The 24,076-nt window shown below is 64.0% G+C and carries 21 protein-coding genes; 12 read left to right on the top strand and 9 right to left on the bottom strand.

Going from position 1 to position 24,076, the window contains the following annotated elements:
- Positions 1 to 17: 17 nt before the first annotated feature.
- From ABIA96_RS02130 to ABIA96_RS02120, 3 genes are read left to right on the top strand one after another with little or no spacing between them, the layout of a single operon-like run.
- The gene (locus ABIA96_RS02130; RefSeq protein WP_354135355.1) at positions 18 to 1,418 is read left to right on the top strand and encodes a thiamine pyrophosphate-binding protein; all 1,401 of its coding nucleotides are present in this window, start codon (positions 18 to 20) and stop codon (positions 1,416 to 1,418) included.
- Positions 1,419 to 1,461: 43 nt separating this feature from the next.
- Positions 1,462 to 2,166, top strand: coding sequence for an SDR family oxidoreductase (locus ABIA96_RS02125; RefSeq protein WP_354135354.1), 705 nt, complete (start codon positions 1,462 to 1,464; stop codon positions 2,164 to 2,166).
- 11 nt (positions 2,167 to 2,177) lie between these two features.
- Positions 2,178 to 2,561: a cupin domain-containing protein gene (locus ABIA96_RS02120; RefSeq protein WP_354135353.1), complete on the top strand. Its 384-nt coding sequence runs from the start codon at positions 2,178 to 2,180 to the stop codon at positions 2,559 to 2,561.
- Between the two features lies 1 nt (position 2,562).
- Here ABIA96_RS02120 and ABIA96_RS02115 read toward each other — a convergent pair whose 3' ends face one another.
- The 4 genes from ABIA96_RS02115 to ABIA96_RS02100 form a co-directional block, all read right to left on the bottom strand.
- The gene (locus ABIA96_RS02115) at positions 2,563 to 3,519 is read right to left on the bottom strand and encodes a lytic transglycosylase domain-containing protein (RefSeq protein ID WP_354135352.1); all 957 of its coding nucleotides are present in this window, start codon (positions 3,517 to 3,519) and stop codon (positions 2,563 to 2,565) included.
- Positions 3,520 to 3,731: 212 nt separating this feature from the next.
- A complete protein-coding gene (locus tag ABIA96_RS02110; protein ID WP_354135351.1) occupies positions 3,732 to 4,007 on the bottom strand; it encodes a hypothetical protein in 276 nt (91 codons plus the stop codon).
- Positions 4,008 to 4,086: 79 nt separating this feature from the next.
- The gene (locus ABIA96_RS02105; protein WP_354135350.1) at positions 4,087 to 4,944 is read right to left on the bottom strand and encodes a VOC family protein; all 858 of its coding nucleotides are present in this window, start codon (positions 4,942 to 4,944) and stop codon (positions 4,087 to 4,089) included.
- 151 nt (positions 4,945 to 5,095) lie between these two features.
- Entirely contained in the window at positions 5,096 to 6,289 is a 1,194-nt protein-coding gene (locus ABIA96_RS02100) for a urate hydroxylase PuuD (protein WP_354135349.1), read from the bottom strand.
- 206 nt (positions 6,290 to 6,495) lie between these two features.
- Between ABIA96_RS02100 and ABIA96_RS02095 the strand changes: the two genes are divergently transcribed.
- Positions 6,496 to 7,797, top strand: coding sequence for a PQQ-dependent sugar dehydrogenase (locus tag ABIA96_RS02095; protein WP_502918797.1), 1,302 nt, complete (start codon positions 6,496 to 6,498; stop codon positions 7,795 to 7,797).
- Positions 7,798 to 7,840: 43 nt separating this feature from the next.
- Here ABIA96_RS02095 and ABIA96_RS02090 read toward each other — a convergent pair whose 3' ends face one another.
- The 3 genes from ABIA96_RS02090 to ABIA96_RS02080 are packed head-to-tail and all read right to left on the bottom strand — an operon-like array spanning position 7,841 to position 10,023.
- Positions 7,841 to 8,641, bottom strand: coding sequence for an SDR family NAD(P)-dependent oxidoreductase (locus tag ABIA96_RS02090; protein ID WP_354135348.1), 801 nt, complete (start codon positions 8,639 to 8,641; stop codon positions 7,841 to 7,843).
- A gap of 1 nt (position 8,642) precedes the next feature.
- Complete coding sequence (locus tag ABIA96_RS02085; RefSeq protein WP_354135347.1) at positions 8,643 to 9,197, bottom strand: carboxymuconolactone decarboxylase family protein; 555 nt, start codon at positions 9,195 to 9,197, stop codon at positions 8,643 to 8,645.
- Positions 9,198 to 9,210: 13 nt separating this feature from the next.
- Entirely contained in the window at positions 9,211 to 10,023 is an 813-nt protein-coding gene (locus tag ABIA96_RS02080) for an SDR family NAD(P)-dependent oxidoreductase (protein ID WP_354135346.1), read from the bottom strand.
- 231 nt (positions 10,024 to 10,254) lie between these two features.
- Between ABIA96_RS02080 and ABIA96_RS02075 the strand changes: the two genes are divergently transcribed.
- From ABIA96_RS02075 to cyoD, 4 genes are read left to right on the top strand one after another with little or no spacing between them, the layout of a single operon-like run.
- Positions 10,255 to 11,088, top strand: coding sequence for a cytochrome ubiquinol oxidase subunit II family protein (locus tag ABIA96_RS02075; RefSeq protein WP_354135345.1), 834 nt, complete (start codon positions 10,255 to 10,257; stop codon positions 11,086 to 11,088).
- Positions 11,078 to 13,078, top strand: coding sequence for a cytochrome o ubiquinol oxidase subunit I (gene cyoB, locus ABIA96_RS02070; protein ID WP_354135344.1), 2,001 nt, complete (start codon positions 11,078 to 11,080; stop codon positions 13,076 to 13,078). The genes ABIA96_RS02075 and cyoB overlap by 11 nt, the downstream gene beginning before the upstream one ends.
- On the top strand, positions 13,078 to 13,719 hold the full coding sequence (locus ABIA96_RS02065; protein ID WP_354135343.1) for a cytochrome (ubi)quinol oxidase subunit III: 642 nt from the start codon (positions 13,078 to 13,080) through the stop codon (positions 13,717 to 13,719). The genes cyoB and ABIA96_RS02065 overlap by 1 nt, the downstream gene beginning before the upstream one ends.
- Positions 13,716 to 14,105 (top strand): cytochrome o ubiquinol oxidase subunit IV, encoded by a 390-nt coding sequence (cyoD, locus tag ABIA96_RS02060; RefSeq protein WP_354135342.1) that lies wholly within the window; start codon positions 13,716 to 13,718, stop codon positions 14,103 to 14,105. The genes ABIA96_RS02065 and cyoD overlap by 4 nt, the downstream gene beginning before the upstream one ends.
- A 214-nt stretch (positions 14,106 to 14,319) precedes the next feature.
- Here cyoD and ABIA96_RS02055 read toward each other — a convergent pair whose 3' ends face one another.
- Positions 14,320 to 15,108, bottom strand: a complete 789-nt coding sequence (locus ABIA96_RS02055) for a thermonuclease family protein (protein WP_354135341.1) — start codon at positions 15,106 to 15,108, stop codon at positions 14,320 to 14,322.
- 203 nt (positions 15,109 to 15,311) lie between these two features.
- On the opposite strand from ABIA96_RS02055, the gene ABIA96_RS02050 reads away from it, so the two are divergent.
- The 4 genes from ABIA96_RS02050 (at position 15,312) to ABIA96_RS02035 (ending at position 20,442) form a co-directional block, all read left to right on the top strand.
- Positions 15,312 to 16,910 (top strand): GMC family oxidoreductase, encoded by a 1,599-nt coding sequence (locus ABIA96_RS02050; protein WP_354135340.1) that lies wholly within the window; start codon positions 15,312 to 15,314, stop codon positions 16,908 to 16,910.
- A 189-nt stretch (positions 16,911 to 17,099) separates the two neighbouring features.
- Complete coding sequence (locus ABIA96_RS02045) at positions 17,100 to 17,549, top strand: hypothetical protein (protein ID WP_354135339.1); 450 nt, start codon at positions 17,100 to 17,102, stop codon at positions 17,547 to 17,549.
- A gap of 90 nt (positions 17,550 to 17,639) precedes the next feature.
- Positions 17,640 to 18,659 carry a S1C family serine protease gene (locus tag ABIA96_RS02040; protein ID WP_354135338.1) on the top strand — a complete coding sequence of 340 codons (1,020 nt, stop codon included), beginning with the start codon at positions 17,640 to 17,642 and terminating at the stop codon, positions 18,657 to 18,659.
- A 58-nt stretch (positions 18,660 to 18,717) separates the two neighbouring features.
- Complete coding sequence (locus ABIA96_RS02035) at positions 18,718 to 20,442, top strand: FAD-dependent oxidoreductase (protein ID WP_354135337.1); 1,725 nt, start codon at positions 18,718 to 18,720, stop codon at positions 20,440 to 20,442.
- A 133-nt stretch (positions 20,443 to 20,575) separates the two neighbouring features.
- On the opposite strand, the gene ABIA96_RS02030 is transcribed toward ABIA96_RS02035, so the two are convergent.
- Positions 20,576 to 24,052 (bottom strand): indolepyruvate ferredoxin oxidoreductase family protein, encoded by a 3,477-nt coding sequence (locus ABIA96_RS02030; protein ID WP_354135336.1) that lies wholly within the window; start codon positions 24,050 to 24,052, stop codon positions 20,576 to 20,578.
- Between the last annotated feature and the right edge of the window lie 24 nt (positions 24,053 to 24,076).

Genomic DNA, 24,076 nt, shown 5'->3' with positions numbered 1-24,076 from the left:
CCTCCACCGTGCGAACGATGTGCAAGAAGGTGTTCCAGCCGACGCGCGGCGAGATGGTGCCGCTCGCGGTGCGGCAGGCCTGGAAGACCATGGTCACCGGAAGGCCGGGGCCTGTTGTGATCGATGTGCCGTTCGACGTCTTCATGGAATCGGCGGCCGAAGAAGCACCAAAGGCGATCGAGTGGAGCGCCAATATTTCCAGCCGCTGTGGTGCCGATCCCGAGGGCGTCGAGAAGGCGGTCGACATGCTGCTCGCGGCCGAGCGGCCGGTGATGCTGGTCGGGCAGGGCGTGCGCTATGGCGGCGCAGCGGAGGAGCTGCGCAAGCTTGCTGAACGGCTTCAGATTCCCGTGGCCGCGTCCGCGAGCGGCCTCGGCGCGCTCGACGTCAATCATCCGCTGGCGCTCGGCCTCGTCGCGCGCGCCGGGCACTATCAAGCCAATCACGCAACGCGTCAGGCCGATGTCCTGCTTGCGCTCGGCGTCCGTTTCGACGACCGCACCTCGAGTTCTTGGATCCCCGGCTATTCCTTCACGATCCCGCCGACGAGATTGATCCACGTCGACATCGACCCCGAGGAGATCGGTCGCAACTATCCGGTCGCACTCGGATTGATGGCCGATGTTCGCACTTTCCTGCGCCAGGTGCATGCCGAGCTCGATCGCCGCGACAACCTCTTCAAGAAATCGGATGCCCGCAAAAAATGGTTGGCGCAGATCGATGGCTATCGCAAGGAGTGGGACAAGTTCGTGGCGCCCGGCTTCTCCGACGACACCACGCCGATCAACCCGCAGCGCGCAGCCGCCGAAATCGATAAGGCGCTGCCGGAGGATGCGATCCTCGTCTCCGACATCGGCGTGCACCACAACTGGCTGCTCGGCTTCTGCAAGCCGAAGCGGCCGGATTCGCTGATAGGCTCGATGGGTTTTGGTCCGATGGGCTTTGGCGTCGCCGGCGTGATGGGCGCGAAGTTCGCCGCGCCTGATCGCCCTTGCGTGTCGGTCTGCGGTGACGGCGCCTTCTTCATGCATGCCAACGTGCTGGGGACGGCGGTCGAGTATAATCTGCCCGTGGTCTGGGTGGTCTGGAATAATTACGCCTATGCCTCGATCCGCGGGCTTCAGCGCGGCTATCTCGGCGGGCGCGAGCTTGCGACCGACTTCAAGCATCCGGAGACGGGCCAGCGCTACAACCCCGACTTCGCGGCGATGGCGCGGTCCTGCGGCGTCGAGGGCGTGCGGGTCGACCGCGCTGGCGATCTTGGCGAGGCGATCCGTAAGGGCATCGCCGCCAACAAGCCCTATCTGATCGATGTCGATATCGCCGCGGACGTCAATCCCACCGGCGCCGGCGTCTGGGAGCTGCCGGGCCTTGGCCAGAGCAAGGCCGGCATCGGAACGCGCTTCCAGCCGGGCTGATCGTGGTTCGCAAAAGCAATCAACACAATATCGGGAGATGGGAATGACGCTCGCAGGCAAGAAGGTCGTCGTGATCGGCGGCTCCTCAGGCATCGGCCTCGCCACGGCGGAGCTTGCAAAATCACAGGGCGCGAATGTCGTCATCGCCTCGCGCAGTGCCGCGAAGCTCGATCCGGTCGCCGATCGGTTAAGGATGACGGCAATCCCGACCGACGTCACCAGCGATCAGAGCGTGGCCGAGCTGTTCAAGCGGACCGGCCCAGTCGATTACGTCGTGCTGACGGCCGCGCAGCTTCGCACCGGTCCGTTCAAGACCGTCGCGATGGAGGATGTACGGGCCACGATGGAGGGAAAATTCTGGGGCGCCTGGCGTGTCGCGCGTGAGGCCGAGATCCGGCCCGGTGGCTCGCTGACGCCGGTGACCGGCTTCCTCAGCGTCCGGCCAAGGCCGAACTCGGCGATCATCAGTGCGGCCAATGGTGCGCTGGAATCGCTCGCCCGCGCGCTGGCGCTCGAGCTTGCGCCGGTGCGGGTGAATGCAGTGTCGCCGGGTGTGATCGATACGCCGATCCGGGCTGCGATGCCGGAGGCTGCGCGGAAGGAGATGCTGGCCAAGACGGCGGCCGCGCTGCCGCTCGGGCGCGTCGGCATGGCGGAGGACATCGCCCAGCAGATCGCGAGCTTCATGAACAACGGTTTTGCTACGGGCTCGATCGTCTATGTCGATGGCGGCGCGCTGGTGAACTAGGGAGCATTGGCATGACCGAGGAAAGCAACGGCGCCTTCATCCGCAACATTGCGGAAGTGCCCTGGCGCGAGTTCCCCAACCATTTTGGTGGCGCGCTGTCGAAGCCGCTGGTGATGCCGGAGACCGCGGGGTCGCGCCGCATCGACTACCGCATCTCGATGTACCAGCCGATGGCCCATGTAGCGCGGCATCATCACAAGGTGCAGGAGCAGGTCTATCACGTGCTCGATGGCGAAGGATTGATGGAGATCGCCGGCAAGAACCATGTCGTGCGGAAGCACGACGTGATCTTCCTGCCGCCCGGTGTCGAGCACGCAATCTCGAATTCGGGCCTGACCGATCTTGTCTTCCTGGTGGTGACATCGCCGGTCACCGACGACGAGAAGCCAGTCTAAGCTAGCCCGAGGAACGCTCGCGCGTCGCGACACGGATGACGCGAGCTTTCGGCCCTTTCGCGCGAGCCGCGATCATGCTGCGGGCCTTGCTGCGGGCCACAGCGCCCTTGCGGAGCAGGGACACGAGGTGCTTGCGGGCACGGTTTGCCGAGAGCTGCGCTGCCAATTGCTCGGCCTTGCGGATGATGGTGGCGGTCGATGGCGTGAGATTGACCGGCACCCAGGCGACGTCCTTGATCTTGGATAGGCTGCCGACACCCTCGCAAGGCGCTTCGCGCGGCAGATCGACCCGGATCGCCAGCGCTTCCGATCGCTCGGTCCAGTCTTCCGCTTTGGTGCCGGTGATGATGCGGACATAGTCGCGCGTCTCGCGCGGCAGCTCGCTCTCCTTGGCGAGCCATTTCTGGATGCGGCCGGGGCCTGCGTTGTAGGCGGCCGCGGCCAGGCCGAGATTGCCGAAATCGTCGCGGAGCTTGCGCAGGAATCTTGCCGACGCAGGCAGCGCCTTCATGGCATCGAAGGGATCATCGAGCCCGACCTCGGCGGCCGTCTCCGGCATGAATTGCGCAACGCCTTGGGCGCCGGCCTGGCTGACCTCGTTGGAACGAAAACGGCTCTCCTGCCAGAGCAGGCGGGCGAAGAACGGCACCGGAATGCCGCTCTCCTCGGCCGCTTCCTTGAGCGCGCGGCAGAATTGTTCAGTCGGTGAGGCCGGAGTCTGCACGGCAGTTTCGACCGCGGACGCCGGCTCGATCGTCTCTTCGTACGATGCGCGCGCATTGGCGAGCTCGATGGTCTGCACGCTGGCAAGAAAGAGTTCAACGAGGGGAACCAGTGAGGGCGCGCGATCGGCCCTGGGCGTTGCGTTGTCGGAGCTAGAAGCTTGCCAGGTCGGCGGCGTGCTGACGTCGCACATCAGAATCAGGAATGCGGCGCAAGCCGCGACGAGAAATCGCATCTCGGTAAAAGTCCTCGAACTGTGGGGAACGACCAGCGGCGCGCCGGTGACAAGGACTTCTTAACCGTAATTGCGGCGAAGCTGCGATTCCGCGAGACGGCCGGTGTTAGTACGGTGTTCCCTCGCAGGAACGCGGCGTTGGTCCCGCGGTCCTACTGGAACAGCAGGGAAAGCGCAGGACTGCAAATGGTATTGCGGCGGGTAGGCGGCGCTTACGTCTTGGGAAAATCCCTGCGCATCGCGATCTCGGCGGCATCACCGGGCGACAACACGGTCTGTTCGAAGGCTGCTTGCGGCTTCGTCATGATGTCATAGAGCGAGATGCCTTTGACGGGCTTGCCCATGAGCTCACGGACGCAATCCGCCAACGTGCCGTTGTAGACGAGATAGGGAGGACCTCGGTCCCTCCGCCTCTCGCCCTTCAGCGACGGCCACTTCTTCAGTTCGGCCGGCGCTTCGTAAGCGATCGGCGATCCCTCTTTGAACATGCGCGTGGCCCCAAGGCGGTTTTGATTGCCGGGAATCCTAGAGCCGCCCGGTAAACGCGCGTTAAAGAATTGGTTCAAATCAGCCGGCAATGAAGGCGAGCAGGGTGCCGTTGCCTTTGGCTGGAGGCACGACGATCGCGGCTCCGCTGCGGACAGCGGCCGCGCCGAGGGCCTGCTCCGTCGCCGCGAGATCGCCGCTGACGAGCACCAGCGCTGCGCCGCCGCGCTCGGAGAGGCCTGCGAGCGGCACGCCGGGATAGCGGTTGCCGAGCTGCTCCAGCGTCAGATAGACGAAGTCGGCGCGGTCGCCGCCCGATGTCACCGCCACCGCGCCGTCGGCCTCTTCCTTCGGCTCGCGATCGATCAGCCGTGCCAGATGTCCTGCTTCCTTCGCGGGCTCAGGCGTTGCGATCAGCACCTCACTGATCCGCTTCGCCGCATTGGCGTGTGTCATCAGTTCGGGAAGCCACACCGTCTCACGGGTCTTGTGCTGACAGGCGAAGATGCGCACGCCGCCTGGCGCTTCCGCGGTCGGCCACATGAAAGTGCGGAATTTGGCGGCCGAGACTGTGCCGTTCGGCAGCGTCACCGGCCGCTCGAAGTCGGTTGGACCGATCGGCGTGAGGCCGCGCGCGCGGATCTCCTCGGCACCGGCCGCGGAATCGACCGCGGTGAAAGCGATGCGCTCGATGCCTTCGCCGCGTTTGTCGAGGAAGGCGCGGGCCGGCGCATTGTGCTCGGTCGCAGCGAGCACGCCGAGCAGCTCCATATAGTCCGGGTCAAACATGATGGTATAATTGCCGGTGCCCATGTGCGCACTGTGGGTGCCGCGCGGCGAGAGGGTGAAGCCGAGCTGCCTGTAGTTTTCGGCGGCCTTGTCGAGGTCCTGCACCATGACGACGGCGTGGTCGATCCCGATGACGTTCTTGAGGGCCACTGTGATTTCCCCGAATGCAAATTGACTGGACGGCTTGAGCGACCGCGTTCCTGTCTACGATGAATAGGCGATCAAGTCATTTTCAAATCGGCGGGAGATGCGGAATATCATTCTGGGAAAGTGCTCTATCGACGCATAGCGGTCAATGGCTTCAGCGATCCTGCTCGCCGATATAGGCGGCGAGGATGGCGCGCTCCTCGCTGGTCATTTCGGTGAGGTTGCCCGGCGGCATCGCGTTGGACCATGCAGCCACTCGGCCGATCAGGCGGATGTTGCGATGGATGTGCTCGGGAGCATCGAGCAGGATGCCCTTCGGCGCGGTGACAATGCCGGCCCAGACCGGCTCGGCCGCATGGCACATGCTGCAGCGGGACATCACGATGTCTTCGACATTGGCGAGTGTCGGCTGCGCCGACAATGCGCCCGTCCTGGCTTCGCGCGGTCCGGCCGCGGAGAGGAAGAGGATCGCGATCGCACCGGCCGCAGCCACGCCCCATACCCACCACGGCGATTTGCGCCCGGCATGGCCCTCGTTGAAGAAGTGGCGGATCACCGGCCCCAGCGCCAGCACGATCGCGACGATGATCCAGTTGAAGCGCGTGGCGTAGAGCAGGGGATAGTGGTTGCTGATCATCAGCACGACGACCGGCAGCGTCAGATAGTTGTTGTGGACCGAGCGCTCCTTGCTGGTCTTGCCGAGTTTCGGGTCGGGCGCCTGGCCCGCGATCAGGCTGACGACGATCTTCTTCTGGTTCGGGATGATCACCGCAAAGACGTTGGCCACCATGATGGTGCCGATGATCGCGCCGATCTGATTAAAGGCGCCGCGCCCGCTCAGCACGTGGGTGAAGGCGTAGGTCAGCGCGACCAGGAACAGATAGCCGCCGATGGCAAAGGGCAGCTCGCGCTGCGCGAGCCCGGTGCGGCAGGCGGCCTCATAGAGCAGCCAGGCCAGCGCAAGACTACAGAAGCTGAACAATCCGGCCTGGAATGGTGTGAGGTCGAGGATCGACTTGTCGACGAGGAACAGGTCAGCGTCGAGATAGTACACCACGACCATCAGCGCGAATCCGGACAGCCATGTGGTGTAGGCCTCCCATTTGAACCAGGTGAGCTCGTCCGGCATCTGGGTCGGCGCCACCAGATATTTCATGATCCGGTAGAAGCCGCCGCCATGGACTTGCCAGGCCTCGCCCTGCACGCCATCAGGCAGGTTGCTCTTGGGTTTGAGGCCGAGGTCGAGGGCGATGAAATAGAAGGAGCTGCCGATCCAGGCGATCGCGGCCACCACGTGCAGCCCACGCAGCAGCAAGCTCGCCCATTCTGATATTATCGATCCCCACATGATCACCCCATCAATCGCGACGTTGATGCCGCAGCTTTGATGACCGCAACCGGCGGCCGTGCCCTTACAATGTGTTGCACCGATCCGCGCCATTTTCCAGTACGATGGGTCGCACCCAATGCACATCGTGCGGGCATGAGCTGACGTGGAATTTGGCAGATGAATCCCGGAAGGAAGATGACGTGAAGATTCATGTTTCGCACATGATGGTGTCTGTATGGCTGCTGGTGACCTGCGCCGGTGCGCAAGCCGAGCCCGTGCTGCAAGGCAAGGACGCCTATGGCAGCTGGCAGGCCGACAAGCCCGGCACCGGCAGGCTGATCCGCCCGCAGGATTTGGCAAAGCCCGGCGCCTCGCCGTCGGTCTCGAACGCCACGCGCGTGACGGCGCGCGGAAGCGTCACGCCGCTCGTGCCGGAGGGATTCAAGATCGAGCTTTTGGCCGACGGCCTGTCCGACGCGCGCGTGCTGCGGGTCGCGCCGAATGGCGACATCTTCGTTGCCGAGACCGGGCCGGGGCGTATTCGCGTGCTGCGTCTGGGCGAGGGTGGCAAGGTTGCGACGAATGAGGTCTTTGCCAGCGGGCTCAATCGCCCTTTTGGCATTGCGTTCTTCCCCAACGGCGACAATCCGCAATGGGTTTATATCGCCAACGCAGGCAGCGTCGTTCGGTTTCCTTATCGGGTCGGCGATCTCAAGGCATCCGCCAAGGTGGAGACGGTGGTAGCGAGCCTGCCCGCCGGATCCGCTCACACCACTCGCGATATCGTTTTCACGCCGGACGGCAAGCGCATGCTGGTGTCCGTCGGCTCCGCCAGCAATGTCGCCGAAGGCATGGGGCGCCCGCCCGGCGGGCTCGAGGCCTGGTCGCGCACCCAAGCCGTCGGCGCGTCCTGGGGCTATGAGACCGAGCGTGCAGCCGTGCTCGCCTTCGATCCCGAAGGTAAGGATCGCAAGCTCTATGCCACCGGCATCCGCAATTGTGTCGGCCTTGCGATCCAGCCGCAGACCGGCTTGCCGTGGTGCTCGACCAACGAGCGCGACGGCCTCGGCGACGATCTCGTGCCCGACTACGTCACCAGCGTGAAGGAGGGCGCCTTTTACGGTTGGCCGTGGTTCTACATCGGCAATAATGAAGATCCGCGACATGCCGGCGCGCGGCCGGACCTCAAGGACAAGGTGACGGTGCCGGACGTGCTGGTGCAGCCGCATTCGGCCTCGCTCGGCATGACCTTCTACCAGGGCACGCAGTTTCCATCCGAATATCGGGGTGACGCCTTCGCCGCCGAGCACGGCTCCTGGAATCGGTCGAAGCGCACCGGCTACAAGGTGATCCGCATCAAGATGAAGGACAGCAAGCCGACCGGGGAATACGAGGACTTTGTCACGGGCTTCGTCGTGAACGACAGCCAGGTGTGGGGACGGCCGGTCGGCATCGCGGTGGCGAAGGATGGCGCGCTGCTGGTGTCGGAGGACACGGGCGGCACGATCTGGCGGGTGACGCACTGATTTGGCTTTTCTCTCTCCCAGCTTGCGAGGAGAGAGAGAGGATCTACCCCCGTCTCACGCTGGCCCCGCCATCCACGGGCAGCGTCACACCCGTGATGAAATTCGCCTCGTCCGACGCCAGGAACAGCGCGGCATTGGCAACATCCCATCCGGTGCCCATCTTCTTGCGTAGTGGCACCTTGCTGTCGCGTTCGGCTTCAACTTCGGCGCGGGTCTTGTGCCATTCGCGGGCGCGGGTGTCGACGGCCATCGGCGTGTTCATCAGGCCGGGGAGGATGACGTTGGCGCGAATGCCGTATTCGGCGTTTTGGTAGGCGAGCTGTTCGGTGAAGGCGATCATCGCCGATTTCGTCGCCTTGTAGGCGACGTAAGGATAGGTGGTGATCGCGGCCATCGAGGAGATATTGATGATGGCGCCGCTGTTCTGCGCGCGCATGATCGGGATCACTTCCTTGGCCGCCAGAATGCAGCTCTTCAGATTGATGGCGACGACGCGGTCGAACGCCTCTTCGGTGATTTGAAGCAGCTCGGCATCGCCGCCGGACAGGCTGACGCCGACATTGTTGTGCAGCACGTCGATCCGGCCCCAGCGCGATTGGGCGTCGGCGACCATCGCCTTGATGTCGGCCGAACTGGTCACGTTGGCCTTGAAGGCCGCGGCGGTGCCTTGCTTCGCGGCGATCAGATCGACGGTCTCCTGCGCCGACTCCAGATGATGGTCCACACACAGCACCTTTGCGCCCTCGCGCGCGAAGGTGAGTGCGGTGGCCCGGCCGTTGCCCATGCCTTCACCGGGGCTCTGGCCGGCGCCGACGACGATCGCAATCTTGTCCTTCAATCGCATCTCACTTCACTCCCGGGATCGGGTACTGCTGGAGCACCTCTTTGTAATACGGTTCGTTGTCGATCTTCATGGTGGCGAGCACGCGCACCACTCCGCAATAGAAGGCGATGGTGAGCACGAGGTCGACCATGTGCTCGTCAGAGAGATGTGTCTTGATCTCGGCGAACGTCGCGTCCGACATCGCAAGCTCGCGCACCATCTCGCGGGCGCCTTTCAGGATCGTCCTGGCGAGCGGCTCCAGATTCGACGGCTTGCCCTCGGTCTCCGCCATCAGGCCGGCGATGTCCCCGTCGGTGACGCCGAATTCCTTGCCGATCTTCACATGATGGGTGAATTCGTATTCCGACTTCTCCATCCAGCCGACCTGGAGAATCGCAAGCTCGCGCAGCCGCGGATCGAGCTTGCTCTTGAAACGGATGTAGCCGCCAATGCCGTTGAAGGCGCGTGCCATGTCCGGCGAATTGACCAGCAGCTTGTGCAGATTGGTGTTGCGCTTGAGCATGTCGCGATATTCGGGTGCGACCTGATCGGGCTCGAGATAGGGCAGGCGGGCCATTGCTGTGTTTCCTTTAGTGTTCTTGCGACTCGCGTTCGGGGGCTTGCAGCGTCACGCCGCCGTCGACCACCAATACCTGGCCGGTGATGTAGCGTGCAAAATTGCTGAGCAGGAATTTGACGGCGTGGCCGACGTCCCAGCCGGTACCTTCGGTCTTGAGCACGGAGGCCCTGGCACGCTGGGCGCGCGCCTGCTCGCTCATGCCGCGGGCATAGACCATCGGCGTGTACATCGGTCCGGGGCAGATGCAGTTGACGCGGATGTTGTCGCGGCCGTGATCGACCGCCATCGCGCGCGTGAGCCCGATGATGGCGGCCTTCGAGGTCGTGTAGGTCGTGAGCCCGCGTGGCCGCAGCGCCGAGATCGAGGAGATGTTGACGATCGCGCCGCCCTTGGCGGTTTTGATCATGGCGGGGATCGCGTACTTGGACAGCAGGAACATCGTCTCGACATTGACCTGCATGACGCGGCGGTATTGCTCGGGCGTCTCGTCGACCACGCTGCCGCGGCTGCCGATGCCGACGTTGTTGTCGAGGAAGTCGAGCCGGCCCCAGCGGTCGAGGGCGGCTTCGACGAGTTTCTTGCAATCGCCCTCGCTGGTCACATCGCCGCCATGAGCCGCGGCAGTACCGCCTTCGCCCGTGATCATCTCCGCCGTACGTTCGGCGAGCTTGAGGTCACGATCGGCCACCAGCACCTTCGCGCCGGCGCGTGCCAGCAGAATTGCTGCAGCGCGGCCGTTGCCGATGCCGTCGCCCGCAGCGCCGCCACCACTGATCAATGCCACCTTGCCGGCGAAGCCGGCATCGTCCTCTGGACCCTGCATCTCGTTCCATCCCGCGTTTTCGCTGACGATAGCAACGGCGTGCGGGGGTGAGAAGGTCGGCCGTCCCGCGCGGATGTCATTGACATCGCACGGAATTGCATGCCGCCACGCGAGATTGCACACGCTTGAGCGAGCGTCTGGAGGAACCGACCTCACGCGATCGCGTTTGTCGCGGAGCCTTTCCCGCGTTAGGCTCTCTCCCGGGGACTCCCAACCGCCAGTGGCTTGCCGATGAATTTGCTTGATCCACAAGGGCCCGTGGCTGCGGCCAACAGTACCATTTTGGTCGATTCCGTCTTCATCATGCTCGCGATCGTGGTTCCGACCATCATCGCGATCCTGGCATTTGCGTTCTGGTTTCGCGCGTCCAACACGAAAGCACACTACCAGCCGGACTTCGTCTATTCCGGTCGCGTCGAAATGGTGGTGTGGGCGATCCCCGCACTCACCGTGATCCTGCTTGGCGGCGTCGCGTGGATCGGTTCGCACCAGCTCGATCCCGCGGCGCCCGTGCCGGGTACGGGCAGCCCGTTGCGCATCCAGGCCGTCTCACTCGACTGGAAATGGCTCTTCATCTATCCGGACCAGCGCATCGCCACGGTCAACTCGCTGACTGTACCGGCCGGCGCCGAGCTGAATTTCCAACTAACATCGTCGAGCGTGATGAACACGTTCTTTATCCCGCAGCTCGGCAGCATGATCTACACCATGAACGGCATGGTGACGAGGCTGAACCTGCGTGCCGACAATGAAGGCAAGCTCAAGGGGATATCGGCACATTTCTCCGGCGACGGTTTTCCCGACATGATGTTCGACGTCAACGTGATCTCGCCGCTCGCCTTTCCGGACTGGGTCGCGACCACCGCGAAGACCGACGCCGTGCTGAACGAAGACAGTTACACGAAGCTGAAGCAGCAGGGCATCGAGAGAGGCAGGCCGACCTATCGTCTGGAAGACCCGCGCCTGTTCGACCTGATCGCAACCCAGCACATTCCGCCGGGACCCGGGCCGGAGCTCGTCTCCGATGCCGGCCGCCCGCACAGTGGAGGCCACGATGCTCGGTAAGCTCGACTGGTCGGCCATTCCGTTCGATCAGCCCATTCCGCTCGTCGCAGGCGCGATCGTGCTGGTCGGAATCCTCGCCGTGCTCGCCTGGGTCGTGGTCAAGGGACATCTGCCCTATCTCTGGCACGAATGGATTACCAGCGTCGATCACAAGCGCATCGGCGTGATGTACATCCTGCTGGCGTCCGTGATGCTGCTCCGCGGTGGCAGCGACGCCGTCATGATGCGGATCCAGCAGGCCGTTGCCTTTCAGTCGCAGGGCTATCTGCCGCCGGAGCACTACAACCAGATATTTTCGGCGCACGGCACCATCATGATCTTCTTCGTCGCGATGCCGTTCGTGATCGGCTTGATGAACCTGGTCGTGCCGTTGCAGCTCGGCGTGCGCGATGTGGCGTTTCCGACGCTCAACTCGGTCGGCTTCTGGCTGACCGCGACGGGCGCGCTGCTGGTCAATTTATCGCTCGTGATCGGAGAGTTCGCGCGGACCGGTTGGCTCGCCTTTCCGCCGCTATCGGAGCTGTCCTACTCGCCCGGCGTCGGCGTCGACTACTACGCCTGGTCGCTCCAGATCTCCGGCGTCGGCACGCTGGTCGCCGGTATCAACCTCGTCACGACGGTGCTGAAGCTGCGAACCAAGGGCATGAACTATCTGCGCATGCCGATGTTCTGCTGGACCACGCTGGCCTCGAACCTCCTGATCGTCGCGGCGTTTCCGATCCTCACCGCGACTCTCGCGATGCTGCTGCTCGATCGTTACCTCGGCTTCCACTTCTTCACCAATGAAGCCGGCGGCAACGTCATGATGTTCATGAATTTGATCTGGGCCTGGGGACATCCGGAGGTCTACATCCTGGTGCTGCCGGCCTTCGGTATCTTCTCCGAGGTGGTCTCGACCTTCTCCGGCAAGGCGCTGTTCGGCTATCGCTCGATGGTGCTCGCGACCATGGCGATCTGCATCATCTCCTTCATGGTCTGGCTGCACCATTTCTTCACGATGGGCGCCGGCCCCGACGTCAACGCCATCTTCGGCATCGCCAGCATGATCATCGCGATACCGACCGGGGTGAAGATCTACAACTGGCTGTTCACGATGTATGGCGGACGCATCCGCTTCGAGACGCCGATGCTGTGGTCGATAGGCTTCATGGTCACCTTCATCATCGGCGGCTTGACGGGTGTGCTGGTCGCGGTGCCGCCGGCCGACTTCATGCTCCACAACAGCATGTTTCTGGTCGCGCACTTCCACAACGTCATCATCGGCGGCGTGCTGTTCGGCGCCTTCGCCGGTTTCGAATACTGGTTTCCAAAAGCGTTCGGCTTCCGGCTCGACGCGCGCTGGGGCAAGCTTGCGTTTTGGTTTACGTTTCTCGGCTTCTACGTCACCTTCGTGCCGCTCTACGTGGCCGGCATGCTCGGCATGACGCGGCGCATGCAGCACTATAATGTCGCGGAGTGGCGGCCCTGGATGATCGTGGCAGCGGTCGGGATGGCGGTCCTGTCGATCGGCGTCATCTGCCAGATCATGCAGATCATCGTCAGCATCCGCAACCGCGAGGCGTTGCGCGACCGCACCGGCGATCCCTGGGACGGCCGCTCGCTGGAATGGGCGACCTCATCGCCGCCGCCGGTGTTCAATTTCGCCTTCCATCCCGATGTGCGCGGCGAGGACGCCTATTGGGATATGAAGAGCCGCGCCCAGCAGCAATCACTCGAGCACGAAGAGCCTGAGTATCACGACATCGAGATGCCCAGGAACTCGCCGACAGGCTTTGTCTGCGCGTTCTTCGCCACCATCATGGGCTTCGCGCTGATCTGGCACATCTGGTGGATGGTGATCCTGGGCGGCATCGGCGCGTTCGCGACCTTCGTCGTCTTCGCCTGGCGCGACCATGACGAATACGTCATTCCGGCCGATGAGGTCGCAGCGATAGATCGCGTCAACCTCGAAGAACGGCGCAGTCTCGTCAGCATGGCGGGGACAGTCTGATGTCGATGACCGCGGCCGCCGGCCACGCGCATGCCGATCCCCATCACATCGGGCTCGTCGTCGAGCATCCTGGGCCTGCGCCGAAGCGCACAGTCACCGCCTACGGCTTCTGGGTGTTCCTGCTCTCCGACATCGTGATGTTCTCCTGCTTCTTCGCGGCCTATGCGGTGCTGGCCGACCAGACTGCCGGCGGCCCCAAGGGGTCGGAGATCTTCGAGCAGCGCAACGTCGCGATCGAGACGGTCTGCCTGCTGCTGTCGAGTTTTACCTGCGGTATGGCCAGCATCGCGGCCGACGTTCGCAACCGGTTCTGGTTCTATCTCGGCATGGCCGTGACCTGTGTGCTCGGCCTCATCTTCCTGGCCATCGAGTTCCGAGAGTTCGCCGATCTCGTCTCCCGCGGCTATGGCCCGTCGCGCAGCGCCTTCCTGAGTGCGTTCTTCTCGCTGGTCGGGTGCCACGGCCTACATGTCTCGGCCGGCGTCTTGTGGCTGCTCACCATGATGGCCCAGGTTTTCGCAAAGGGCTTTCGCGCCGACGTCCTGCGCCGAATGATGTGTTTTGCGCTGTTCTGGCATGCGCTCGACATCATCTGGGTCGGGGTGTTTTCCGTCGTATACTTGCTTGGGAGTGGCGTATGAGCGATCAGACGCACATGCATGTCGAGCACGACATCGCGCCTGGCGATGAAGAGCAACACAGCGTCGGCGAGCGTATCGTCGGCTATGTCGTCGGTCTGGGTCTCGCGCTGTTGCTCACCGCGACCTCGTTCTTTGTCGCTGGTACCGATCTGGTCTGGCAGCCGTCGATCCCCGTTGCGCTGATCGTGCTGGCGATTGCCCAGATGGGTGTGCATCTGGTGTTCTTCCTGCACATCACCACGGGCCCGGACAACACCAACAACGTGCTGGCACTGGCCTTCGGTCTTCTGGTTGTCTTCCTGGTGGTTGGGGGAACCGTCTGGATCATGTCCCATCTCAACCAGAACATGCCGCCGATGGATCAGTTCATTCAGATGCACAGCTAGTGCTGCGCAAAAAAGAAGAGCCGCTTGTTGTGACAAGCGGCCCAAGTCTAGGGAGGAAACGCCCGAGCAAAGACAATCCGGTGAGGATCGCCTGCCAAGGAAACGCTCGCGCAAAGCGCTTGCGTACATATATAAGTGTAACAACTCGCGACGGGAGTTCAATTCCGGATCAATACTGTCTCGGTTTACCACTCACGGCTGCGTGAACCACTTTTCACTTTGGCCGGCGGCAATTGTAGGCCTTGCGGAAGCCCGAGGCCTGAGCGTCGTCCTCCGAGCAGAACCAGCGATCCGGCTTGGTGGTCGCGGCGTAGCTCGGGCAACCCCGCAAATGATAGATGCCGACATTGCCGGTGACGCGCGCGCGCACCGCGAGCTTGCCCTTGATGGCGCAGCTCGGCGGCGCCGTCAGGTTCTCCGGAAACAGCGCCGCGCGAATCTCCTTGTCGCGGTCGGAGCGGCAGGCGGCGCCGAGCAAGGAGCCGTCCTTCTTGCCCGTGCGGAATTCTTGCGGTGCAACAAAGCAGCCCTTCCAGATGCCGGCCGACGCCGTCCTGGCCTCGGCCGCCGCGGGCTTGACGTTGGCCTTGAGGGGCTCGCGCGCGATGGCAAAGCCCAGTTTGAGCAGCTGCTCGTTCAGCGAGACCTTGTCGGCCTCGACCGTGCAGATCGCGCGATGGCGCTTGCCAAAGTTCTTCTCGGGACCGACATCGTCGCAACGAACGGGCTTTCCGCCGATGAGCTTGGTGAGCTGGTCGCGGGCCTCGATGCCACAGGTCCAGGGATCGGCGTGATCGTCGATGCAGACCTGGTCCAGCTCGGGCGCGTCGACGCCGTCCAGCCGGTAGGTGACGTCGCCGAGCTGGATCGAATTGGCATCCCGGACCGTTGCAGCCGCAGTCACCGCGGCGGCGGGGTTGGACGTCCCCAGAAATCCGGACAGAGCGAGAAACAAAACCAGCGCGAAGGCGCGGGTAGCGGCAAATGAATTCCTCGAGGACATAACTTCTCGCTATCGATTGCTCTTGCTCCTCGTTCCTAGCATCCGGACGGGATGATACCAATGGTCTGCGCTGTGCGAAGTGCGACATTCGCGCGCCAGCCTTTACTCGCCGGCCGGTCTGCCCTTATCGTTCGACGCTGTACATTAAGGCAGCAACGGCCGAATCGCCCTTGAAGCGGCGAGGGCGGGAGGAAGACGTTTTGATGAAAGACCCCGTGGACGTCCTGATCATCGGCGCCGGCGCTTCGGGCGCGGCGATGGCGTGGTCGCTGGCCGAGACCAAGATGCACATTCTCTGCCTGGAACAGGGCGGCTGGATGAACCCGGCGGAATATCCGAGCACGGGCCGGGATTGGGAGGCCAAGTTCTACGGGGAGTGGTCGTCGAGCCCCAACATTCGCGGCCGGTCCGAGGACTATCCGATCAACGACGACAATTCGCCGATCAAAGTCGTCAACTACAACGCCGTCGGTGGCTCAACGGTGATGTACACCGCGCATTGGCCGCGGCTGCATCCCTCGGACTTCAAGGTCAAAACGCTCGACGGCGTCGCCGACGACTGGCCAATCGACTACGACGCGCTGACGCCCTTTTTCGAAGAGAACGACAAGATGATGGGGACGTCGGGCCTGTCGGGTGATCCGCTCTCGCCCCTGACGCATCCGCCGATGCCGCAGCAGCCGATGGGATTGTCAGGCGCGATCATCGGCAAGGCCATGAACAAGCTCGGCTGGCACTGGTGGCCGTCGGATACGACGGTCGCGACCACAGACTATGAGGGCCGCGCGCGCTGCATCAATCTCGGCCATTGTACGCCGGCGTGCGCGCAAGGTGCGAAATCTTCCACCGACATCACCTATTGGCCGCATGCGATCCGCGCCGGCGTCGAGCTGCGCACCCATTGTCGGGTGCGTGAGATCACGACCGACGAGAATGGCATGGCCACCGGCGTGATCTACTACGACAAGGACGGCGTGGAACAGTTCCAGCCGGCGCATGTCGTCATCATCGCCTGCAACGGTGTCGGTACGCCGCGGCTGCTGCTGAACTCAAAATCTGACCGCTTTCCGAACGGCCTTGCCAATTCGTCGGGGCTTGTCGGCAAGAATTTGATGTTCCATCCCTATGCGCAGATCTACGGCTATGTGAAACAACCGACCGACAGCAACCGTGCGCCGCCGACTTGCTTGTGGAGCAAGGAGTGGTACGACACAGACCTCTCGCGCGGCTTCGTGCGCGGCTATGGCGTCCAGTTCGTGCGCGGGGCGGGGCCGGTGTTCGAGGCCGTCGTCAGCGAGCAGAAGGGCATTCTGCCGTGGGGCGCGGATCATCACCGTGTGTTCCGCAAGCTCAATGGACATCGGCTGGGTTTCTCCGCAATCTGCGAGGACCTGCCGGAAGAGCACAACCAGGTTACGCTCGATCCCGTGCTGAAGGACAGCCACGGCATTCCCGCACCGAAAATCAACTACACGATCTCTGAGAACAGCCAGAAGATGATGGACCACGCGCTCGCCCGCGGCCGGGAGATCCTCGAGACAGCGGGGGCGACCGACATCTGCGTCAACTCGCCGATCCCGTGGGGCGGCTGGCACTTGCTCGGTACTGCGCGGATGGGCACCGATCCCAAAAAATCCGTCGTCAACGACTGGGGCCGCACGCACGACGTGAAAAACCTCTTCATCGTCGACGGCAGCATCTTCGTCACCTCGGGCGGCGTGAACCCGACCTCCACCATCCAGGCCCTCGCGCTCTACATCGCCGACCAGATGAAGCAGCGCCTTGCCAACTTGTTCGACTGAGAATGATGATATTCAAACGTAGCGGCGCGCTCGGTGCACCGCTCCCGCTTGCGGGAGAGGTCGGCACGAAGTGCCGGGTTCTCTCCTCTTGGGGAGTCTCTATGTGGATGCACCCTCTCCCCAACCCTCTCCCGCAAGCGGGGGAGGGAGCAGACCTTCGTCGCGGCGCGAGCGCCAGAAGAGGACACAATGCCTGATCAACTCTCCCTCTCGCCTCGGCAGCGCGACGACCTCCGCACCATCGCCGCGATGATCGTTCCTGCCAGCGACGAGTACAATATGCCCGGCGCTGACGATGCCGCGATCCAGGCCGATATCCTTGCGACGCTCGGCCGCGACACCAAATTGGTGACGGCAGCGCTGGAACATCTGGCGCGGCTCGCAGGAGGGCCGCTTGCAGAGCTGGATGCCACGAAGCGCGATGCGGTAGCGCAGGAGTTTCGCAAGCACGGCGGTGCGGCCGCGGCAACGCTCGTTCGCGTCGTGCTGCAATGCTACTACCGCGATGATCGCGTGCTGCGCTCGCTCGGGCTCGAGCTGCGCGCGCCGTTCCCCAAGGGCTACGTGCTCCCGGATGGCGACTGGTCGCTGCTCGATCCGGTCAAGGCCAGGTCCGGTACGCTGCGGCGAGCGCCCTAGCCACCCGGGCAGTCCAGCTTTGCACCCCGGGCAGGCACTTGCGCCTGACGGAACTGGCCACCATCTGTGTGAGCCTCAAGGACTTTTGCCATGCTGGATTTCACTTCAGATATCGTCGATGACGCCGCGTCATCGCGAACGAGAGGCTCTGCCGCGGTCGATGACCGGGCCTTGCTGGACGCCTATTCCAATGCTGTGATCGACGTGACCGACCGCGTCGGCCCCGCCGTCGTGCGTGTCGAGACCGGGCCAAAAGTGCCGAACGGCCGCGAGCGCGGCGGGCTCGGCTCCGGCATCGTGATCTCGCCGGACGGGCTTGTGCTCACCAACAGTCACGTGGTCGGTTCCTCCAAGGAGATCCGGCTGCGCGATGTCGAAGGCAACGTGGGTGATGCAAGGGTGCTCGGCGTCGACCCCGACACCGATCTGGCGCTGCTGCGCGCCGACGGCGTGCGCGATCTGCCCTATGCGGCGCTTGGCAATTCCAAGACGTTGCGGCGCGGTCAGGTCGTGATCGCGATCGGCAATCCGCTCGGTTTTGAATCGACTGTCACCGCCGGTGTGGTCTCGGCACTCGGGCGCTCGATCCGCTCCGTCAGCGGTCGCACGATCGAAGACGTGATCCAGACCGATGCTGCGCTCAATCCCGGCAATTCCGGCGGACCACTGGTATCGTCGAATGCGGAGGTGATCGGCATCAACACCGCCATCATCAATGGCGCGCAGGGCATCTGCTTCGCGGTCGCGAGCAACACCGCGCAGTTCGTGCTGTCGGAGATCATTCGCCATGGCTACGTCCGCCGCGCCTTTATCGGTGTCGCCGGACAGACCGCGCCGGTGCCGCGGCGGCACGCGGTGCTGGCGGGCGTCGAGAACAAGATGGGCGCGCTGCTGATGCAGATCGAGCAGGACGGCCCGGCGGCGAAGGCGGGTCTGTTGCCCGGCGACGTCGTGATCAGGCTCGACGGCGTCGACATCAACGGCGTCGACGATCTGATCCGGGTGCTCGACCGCGACCGGATCGGCCGGCGGCTCGCCATGGACGTGCTGCGGCACGGGCGCCTGCGGGCGATCGACATCGATCCGATCGAGCGGAAGCCCCAGCGCTAGCTGTGAGGCCGCGGGCGGGGTATGACGGTGTCATGCCTCGCCTTCGGACCCTTGCCGCATGATGCCGGCGCATGAGACCTACGACGTCATTGTTATCGGCGCTGGCGCCGGTGGCATGACCGCGGCCGCGGTGGCCGCAGCCGAAGGCTTGCGCGTGCTCGTGATCGAGAAGACCGCCCTTGTCGGCGGCACCACCGCGTGGTCCGGCGGTATGGTCTGGATTCCCGCCAATGCCAAGATGAAAGAGGCGGCGCTGTCCGACAGCATCACCGATGCCGTCCAGTATCTGTCGAGCACGGTGCCCGAGCCCGCCAATGCGGGCCTGCGCGCCGCCTTCCTCGCGCGCGGGCCGGAGGCGATCGCCTATCTCGAAGCCAACACGGAAGTGCGCCTGCAACCGGTGAAAGCCTATCCGGACTATTATCCGGAGCGATTGGGGGCGACACCGGGCGGACGTGTGCTGGAGCCGGCCGCATTCGACGGCACGCGGCTGGGCGCGCATTTCGCGCGGCTGCGTGCGCCACTGCCGGAGTTCACGCTGTTTGGCGGGATGATGGTCAATCGGCTCGACATCCCGCATCTGCGCCGGATCGGAAAATCACTGCGCTCGACCCTGCGCGCGGCGCGGTTGGTCTTGGAGTACGCGCTGCAGCGGCTGCGCAGCCCGCGCGGCACGACATTGCATCTCGGCAATGCGCTTGCTGCGCGGCTCTATGTATCGCTGCTGGCGCGGCAGGTCGAGATCCTTTTCAGCGCGGATGTCGAGGACTTGTCGATGCAGGGCGATCGCGTCAGCGGCGTTGTCATTCGCCATGGCTCGCGCGATCGTTCGATAGCTGCGCGCCGCGGTGTGGTGCTCGCGACCGGCGGCTTCTCGCACGATCCGATTTTGCGCAAACGCTTCTTCCCCGCGGCGGCCGGCTTCGTCTCGGCCACCAACACAGCAGGCACGGGTGATGGGCTTCGGCTCGCGATGGCGGCCAGTGCCGCGCTCAACACGGACGCGACCAGTCCGGCCTATTGGGTGCCGGCCTCGCTGTTCCGCCGCGCCGACGGCAGCCGCGGCGTGTTCCCCCATACCGTGACCGATCGCGCCAAACCCGGCGTGATCGTCGTCAACGCCGCGGGTCGCCGCTTCGTCAACGAGGCGCTATCCTACCACGAGTTCGTGCTCGCCATGCTGCGCGACGGCAATGGCGAGCCGGACCGGCCGTTCTATTTGATCTGCGACCGTCCGTTCCTGTGGAGCTATGGCCTCGGCCGCATCAAGCCGTTCACACGCAATGTCCGGCGTTATGTGGCGAGCGGTGAATTGATCAAGGCGCCTGATCTCGCGCAGCTCGCGACGACAATCGGCATCAAGCCGACTGTGCTTGGTGCGACCATTGCGAGGTACAATTCCGATGCGAAGGAGGGCCGCGATCGCGAATTCGGCCGGGGCAGCACCATCTACCAGCGGCACCTCGGCGATATCAGCCACAAGCCCAACCCTTGTGTCGCGCCGATCCTCCGCGCGCCGTTCTTCGCGATGCGGATCTATCCGGCCGATCTCGGCACCGCCATCGGCATGAAGGTCGATGCGCAGGCGCGTGTGCTGCGCGAGGACGGCACAGCGATCGCGGGCCTCTACGCCTGCGGTAACGATATGGGCTCGATCATGAACGGGAATTATCCCGGGCCGGGCATCACGCTGGGACCGGCGCTCACGTTCGGGTATATTGCGGGGCGGCATTTGGGGGAAGGGGCGACGATGGCGCCGATCGCCGCAAAGGCATCTGTCTGATTGTCGCGTCCACTATATCCGCGTCATTGCGAGCGTAGCGAAGAAATCCAGAATGCCTCCGCGGGAAGACTCTGGATTGCTTCGTCGCTTCGCTCCTCGCAATGACGTGTAGAGAGAGCGCGCGACCTAACAGTTACTCCGCCGCCGCTACAAACCGGCTGTTCTCGAGCTCCGCCTCCAACCGTGCCTTCTCGGCCCTCGCCAGCTTGACGTTGGATTCCTTGACGTGTCCGAATCCGCGGATCGTCTCCGGCACGCGCGCGAGCCGCGCCAGCAACGGGATCTGCTCCGCCTTCAGCCCGGCCATCCGCTGATCGATCATCGCCAGATAATCCTCGACCAGCTTCCGCTCGGTCCGGCGCTCCTCTGTACGGCCGAACGGATCGAACACGCCGCCGCGCAGGAATTTCAGCTTGGCCAGCACGCGGAAGGCGTGGAGCATCCAACCGCCGAACTCCTGCTTCTGGAGATGTCCGCTCGTCTTGTCCCGCTTCGCGAGAACCGGCGGTGCCAGGTGGTACTTCAGCGTGAAGTCGCCGTCGAACTTCTCCGACACCTTCTGCGCAAAGCTGCCGTCGGTGTAGAGACGCGCGACTTCGTACTCGTCCTTGTAGGACATCAGCTTGAACAGGTTTTTTGCGACTGCCTCACTTAACTCCGTGGAGGCGGGCGAGACACCGCTCTCTGCTTTCCGCACCTTGGCGACAGCCCCGAGATAGCGGTCGGCGTAGGCCTTGTCCTGATAGCCGATCAGGAACTCCGCACGGGTCGCGATGATGTCGTCGAGCGACTTCGTCGGCGCGGAGGCCCGGCTCTTGAACTGGAGCACGCTGCGCACCCGCGACATGTCATGGGCCGCCAGACGTCCCCAGGTGAAGGCGAGCTTGTTCATCTCGATCGCCGCGCCGTTGATCTCGATGGCGCGGAGCAGCGCCTCCAGCGACAGCGGGATCGCGCCCTTCTGGAAGGCGAAGCCAAGCATGAAGGGATTGGTCGCGATGCTGTCGCCCATCAGTGCGGCTGCCATGCCCGTCGCGTCGATGATATCGAGGTTCTTGTCGCCGACGGCGTCTCGCAGCACGGTCTGCATCGTGCCCATCTCAAAATCGAGATCGGGGTTTTGTACAAAGCTCGCGGTCGGCTGCAGGTCGGCGTTGATATAGGCCTTGGTTACCCCGCGCTCGGCGCGGCTGAGTGCGCTGGGGCCGGCCGAGACGATCATGTCGCAACCGAGGATGACGTCGGCGCCGCCGGTGGTGATGCGGACCGCCGAGATGTCCTCCGGCCTCTGCGCGATGCGCACATGGCTCATCACGGCACCGTTCTTCTGCGAGAGGCCGGTGAAGTCGAGCGCCGAGCAGCCGCGGCCGTCGACATGGGCGGCCATGCCGAGCAGGGCGCCGATGGTGATGACGCCGGTGCCGCCGATACCGGTGACGAGGATGTTGTAGGGAGCGTCGAGCTCGCGCGTGGGAGGCAGCGGCAAATCGACGAACAGCTGGCCTGAGTCGACCGCCGAGGTCTTCATGCGCTTGAGCGAACCGCCATGCACGGTGACAAAACTCGGGCAAAAGCCTTCGACGCAGGAAAAGTCCTTGTTGCAGTTGGACTGGTCGATCTGGCGCTTGCGGCCAAATTCCGTTTCCAGGGGCTGCACCGAGACGCAGTTGGAGGCCTGCGAACAATCGCCGCAGCCTTCGCAGACGAGTTCGTTGATGAAGGCGCGTTTTGCCGGATCCGGATACAGACCGCGCTTGCGGCGGCGGCGCTTTTCCGCGGCGCAGGTCTGGTCGTAGATCACGACCGTGAGACCCTTGATGTCACGCAGCTCGCGCTGCACGGCATCGAGCTCGCGGCGATGGTGGATGGTCGCGCCCTGCGGGAAATAGTTGCCGTCGGGATATTTGCCCGGATCGTCCGAGACGATCGCAAGCCGCTTCACGCCCTCGGCCCAGACCTGGTGCGCGATCTGCGCGACGTTAAAGGCGCCCTCGGCCGGCTGGCCGCCGGTCATCGCGACGGCATCGTTGTAGAGGATCTTGTAGGTGATGCTGATGCCGGCGGCGGACGCCGCACGAAGAGCAAGAAGCCCGGAGTGCGTGTAGGTGCCGTCGCCGAGGTTCTGGAAGATGTGTTTCTCGGTGGTGAACGGCGACTGCCCGATCCAGTTTACACCCTCGGCGCCCATGTGCGAGATCAGATCGGTGCGGCGGGTCGGCATGCTCAGGGCCATGCCGTGACAGCCGATGCCGGCCATGGCGCGGCTTCCCTCAGGCACGCGCGTCGAGGTGTTGTGCGGGCAGCCCGAGCAGAAGAACGGCGTGCGCGCGAGCTTGATCTGCGTGGTGGCGGCGACGGGATTGTCGAAGGCCTCGAGCCGGGCGAGGCGCTGCTCCAGCACCGGGCTGTGGTGACCGAGCTTGCGCAAGCGCGCCACCAGAGCGCCCGCGACGATGGTCGGTGTCAGCTCGCCCTCGCTTGGCAGCAGCGGCGCGTCGCTCTCGTCGCGTTTGCCCGTGACCGTCGGGCGTCTGGACGCGTCGATATTGTAGAGGATGCGCATCAGCTGGTCTTCGATGAAGCCGCGCTTTTCTTCGACGACCAGCACGTCCTGCAGGCCTTCGGCGAAGCGCTTGGCGCCGCTTTCCTCCAGCGGCCAAGTCAGTGCAACCTTGTAGATGCGCAGGCCCAGATCCTGCGCGTCCTTGTCGGTGATGCCCAAGTCGGCGAGCGCCTGGCGCAGATCGAGATAGGCCTTGCCGGTCGCGACGATGCCGAGCCGTGCGGGTTTGGAATCGAGCACGATGCGGTCGAGCCGGTTGGCGCGGGCAAAGGCCTGCACCGCGGCCATCTTCGGCCCAAACAGCCGCCGCTCGGCTTCCAGCGGCGGATCGGGCCAGCGAATGTTGAGGCCGCCGGGCGGCATCTCGAAATCGTCGGGGAGTATGATCTTGATGCGCTCGGGATCGCTGTCAATCGAGGCCGAGCTCTCGACGGTTTCGCTGATCGCCTTGAAGCCGACCCAGCAGCCGGAGAAGCGCGACAGCGCGAAACCATAGAGGCCGAGGTCGAGATAATCCTGCAGCGTCGCCGGATTGATTACGGGGATCAGCGCCGCCGCGAACACTTGCTCGCTCTGGTGCGCCAGCGTCGAGGACTGGCAGCCATGGTCGTCACCGGCAAGCGCGAGGACGCCGCCATTGAGCGAGGTGCCGGCCGCATTGGCGTGCTTGAGCGCATCGACGGAGCGGTCGACGCCGGGGCCCTTGCCGTACCAGATGCCGAACACGCCATCGACCTTGGCGCCGGGAAACAGGCCGACCTGCTGGCTGCCCCAGACAGCGGTCGCCGCGAGATCCTCGTTCAGGCCGGGGACAAAGGCGATGTCGTGCTGCTGGAGGTGCGACTTCGCGCGCCAGAGTGCATGGTCGTACATGCCGAGAGGGGAGCCGCGATAGCCCGAGATGAAGCCGCCGGTGTTGAGCCCTTGGAGCCGGTCGCGTTCGCGCTGCAACATGGGCAGACGGACCAGGGCCTGGGTGCCGGACAGGAAGATCCGCTTCGATTCGAGCCGGTATTTGTCGTCCAGCTCGACCTGCATCAGCGTCATTTCGGAAGTCCTCGTCTCTTACTC

Origin of the sequence: Bradyrhizobium sp. LB11.1, from assembly GCF_040549385.1 — a bacterium.
GTDB lineage: Bacteria > Pseudomonadota > Alphaproteobacteria > Rhizobiales > Xanthobacteraceae > Bradyrhizobium.
This window is presented reverse-complemented; position numbering and strand designations above follow the sequence as displayed.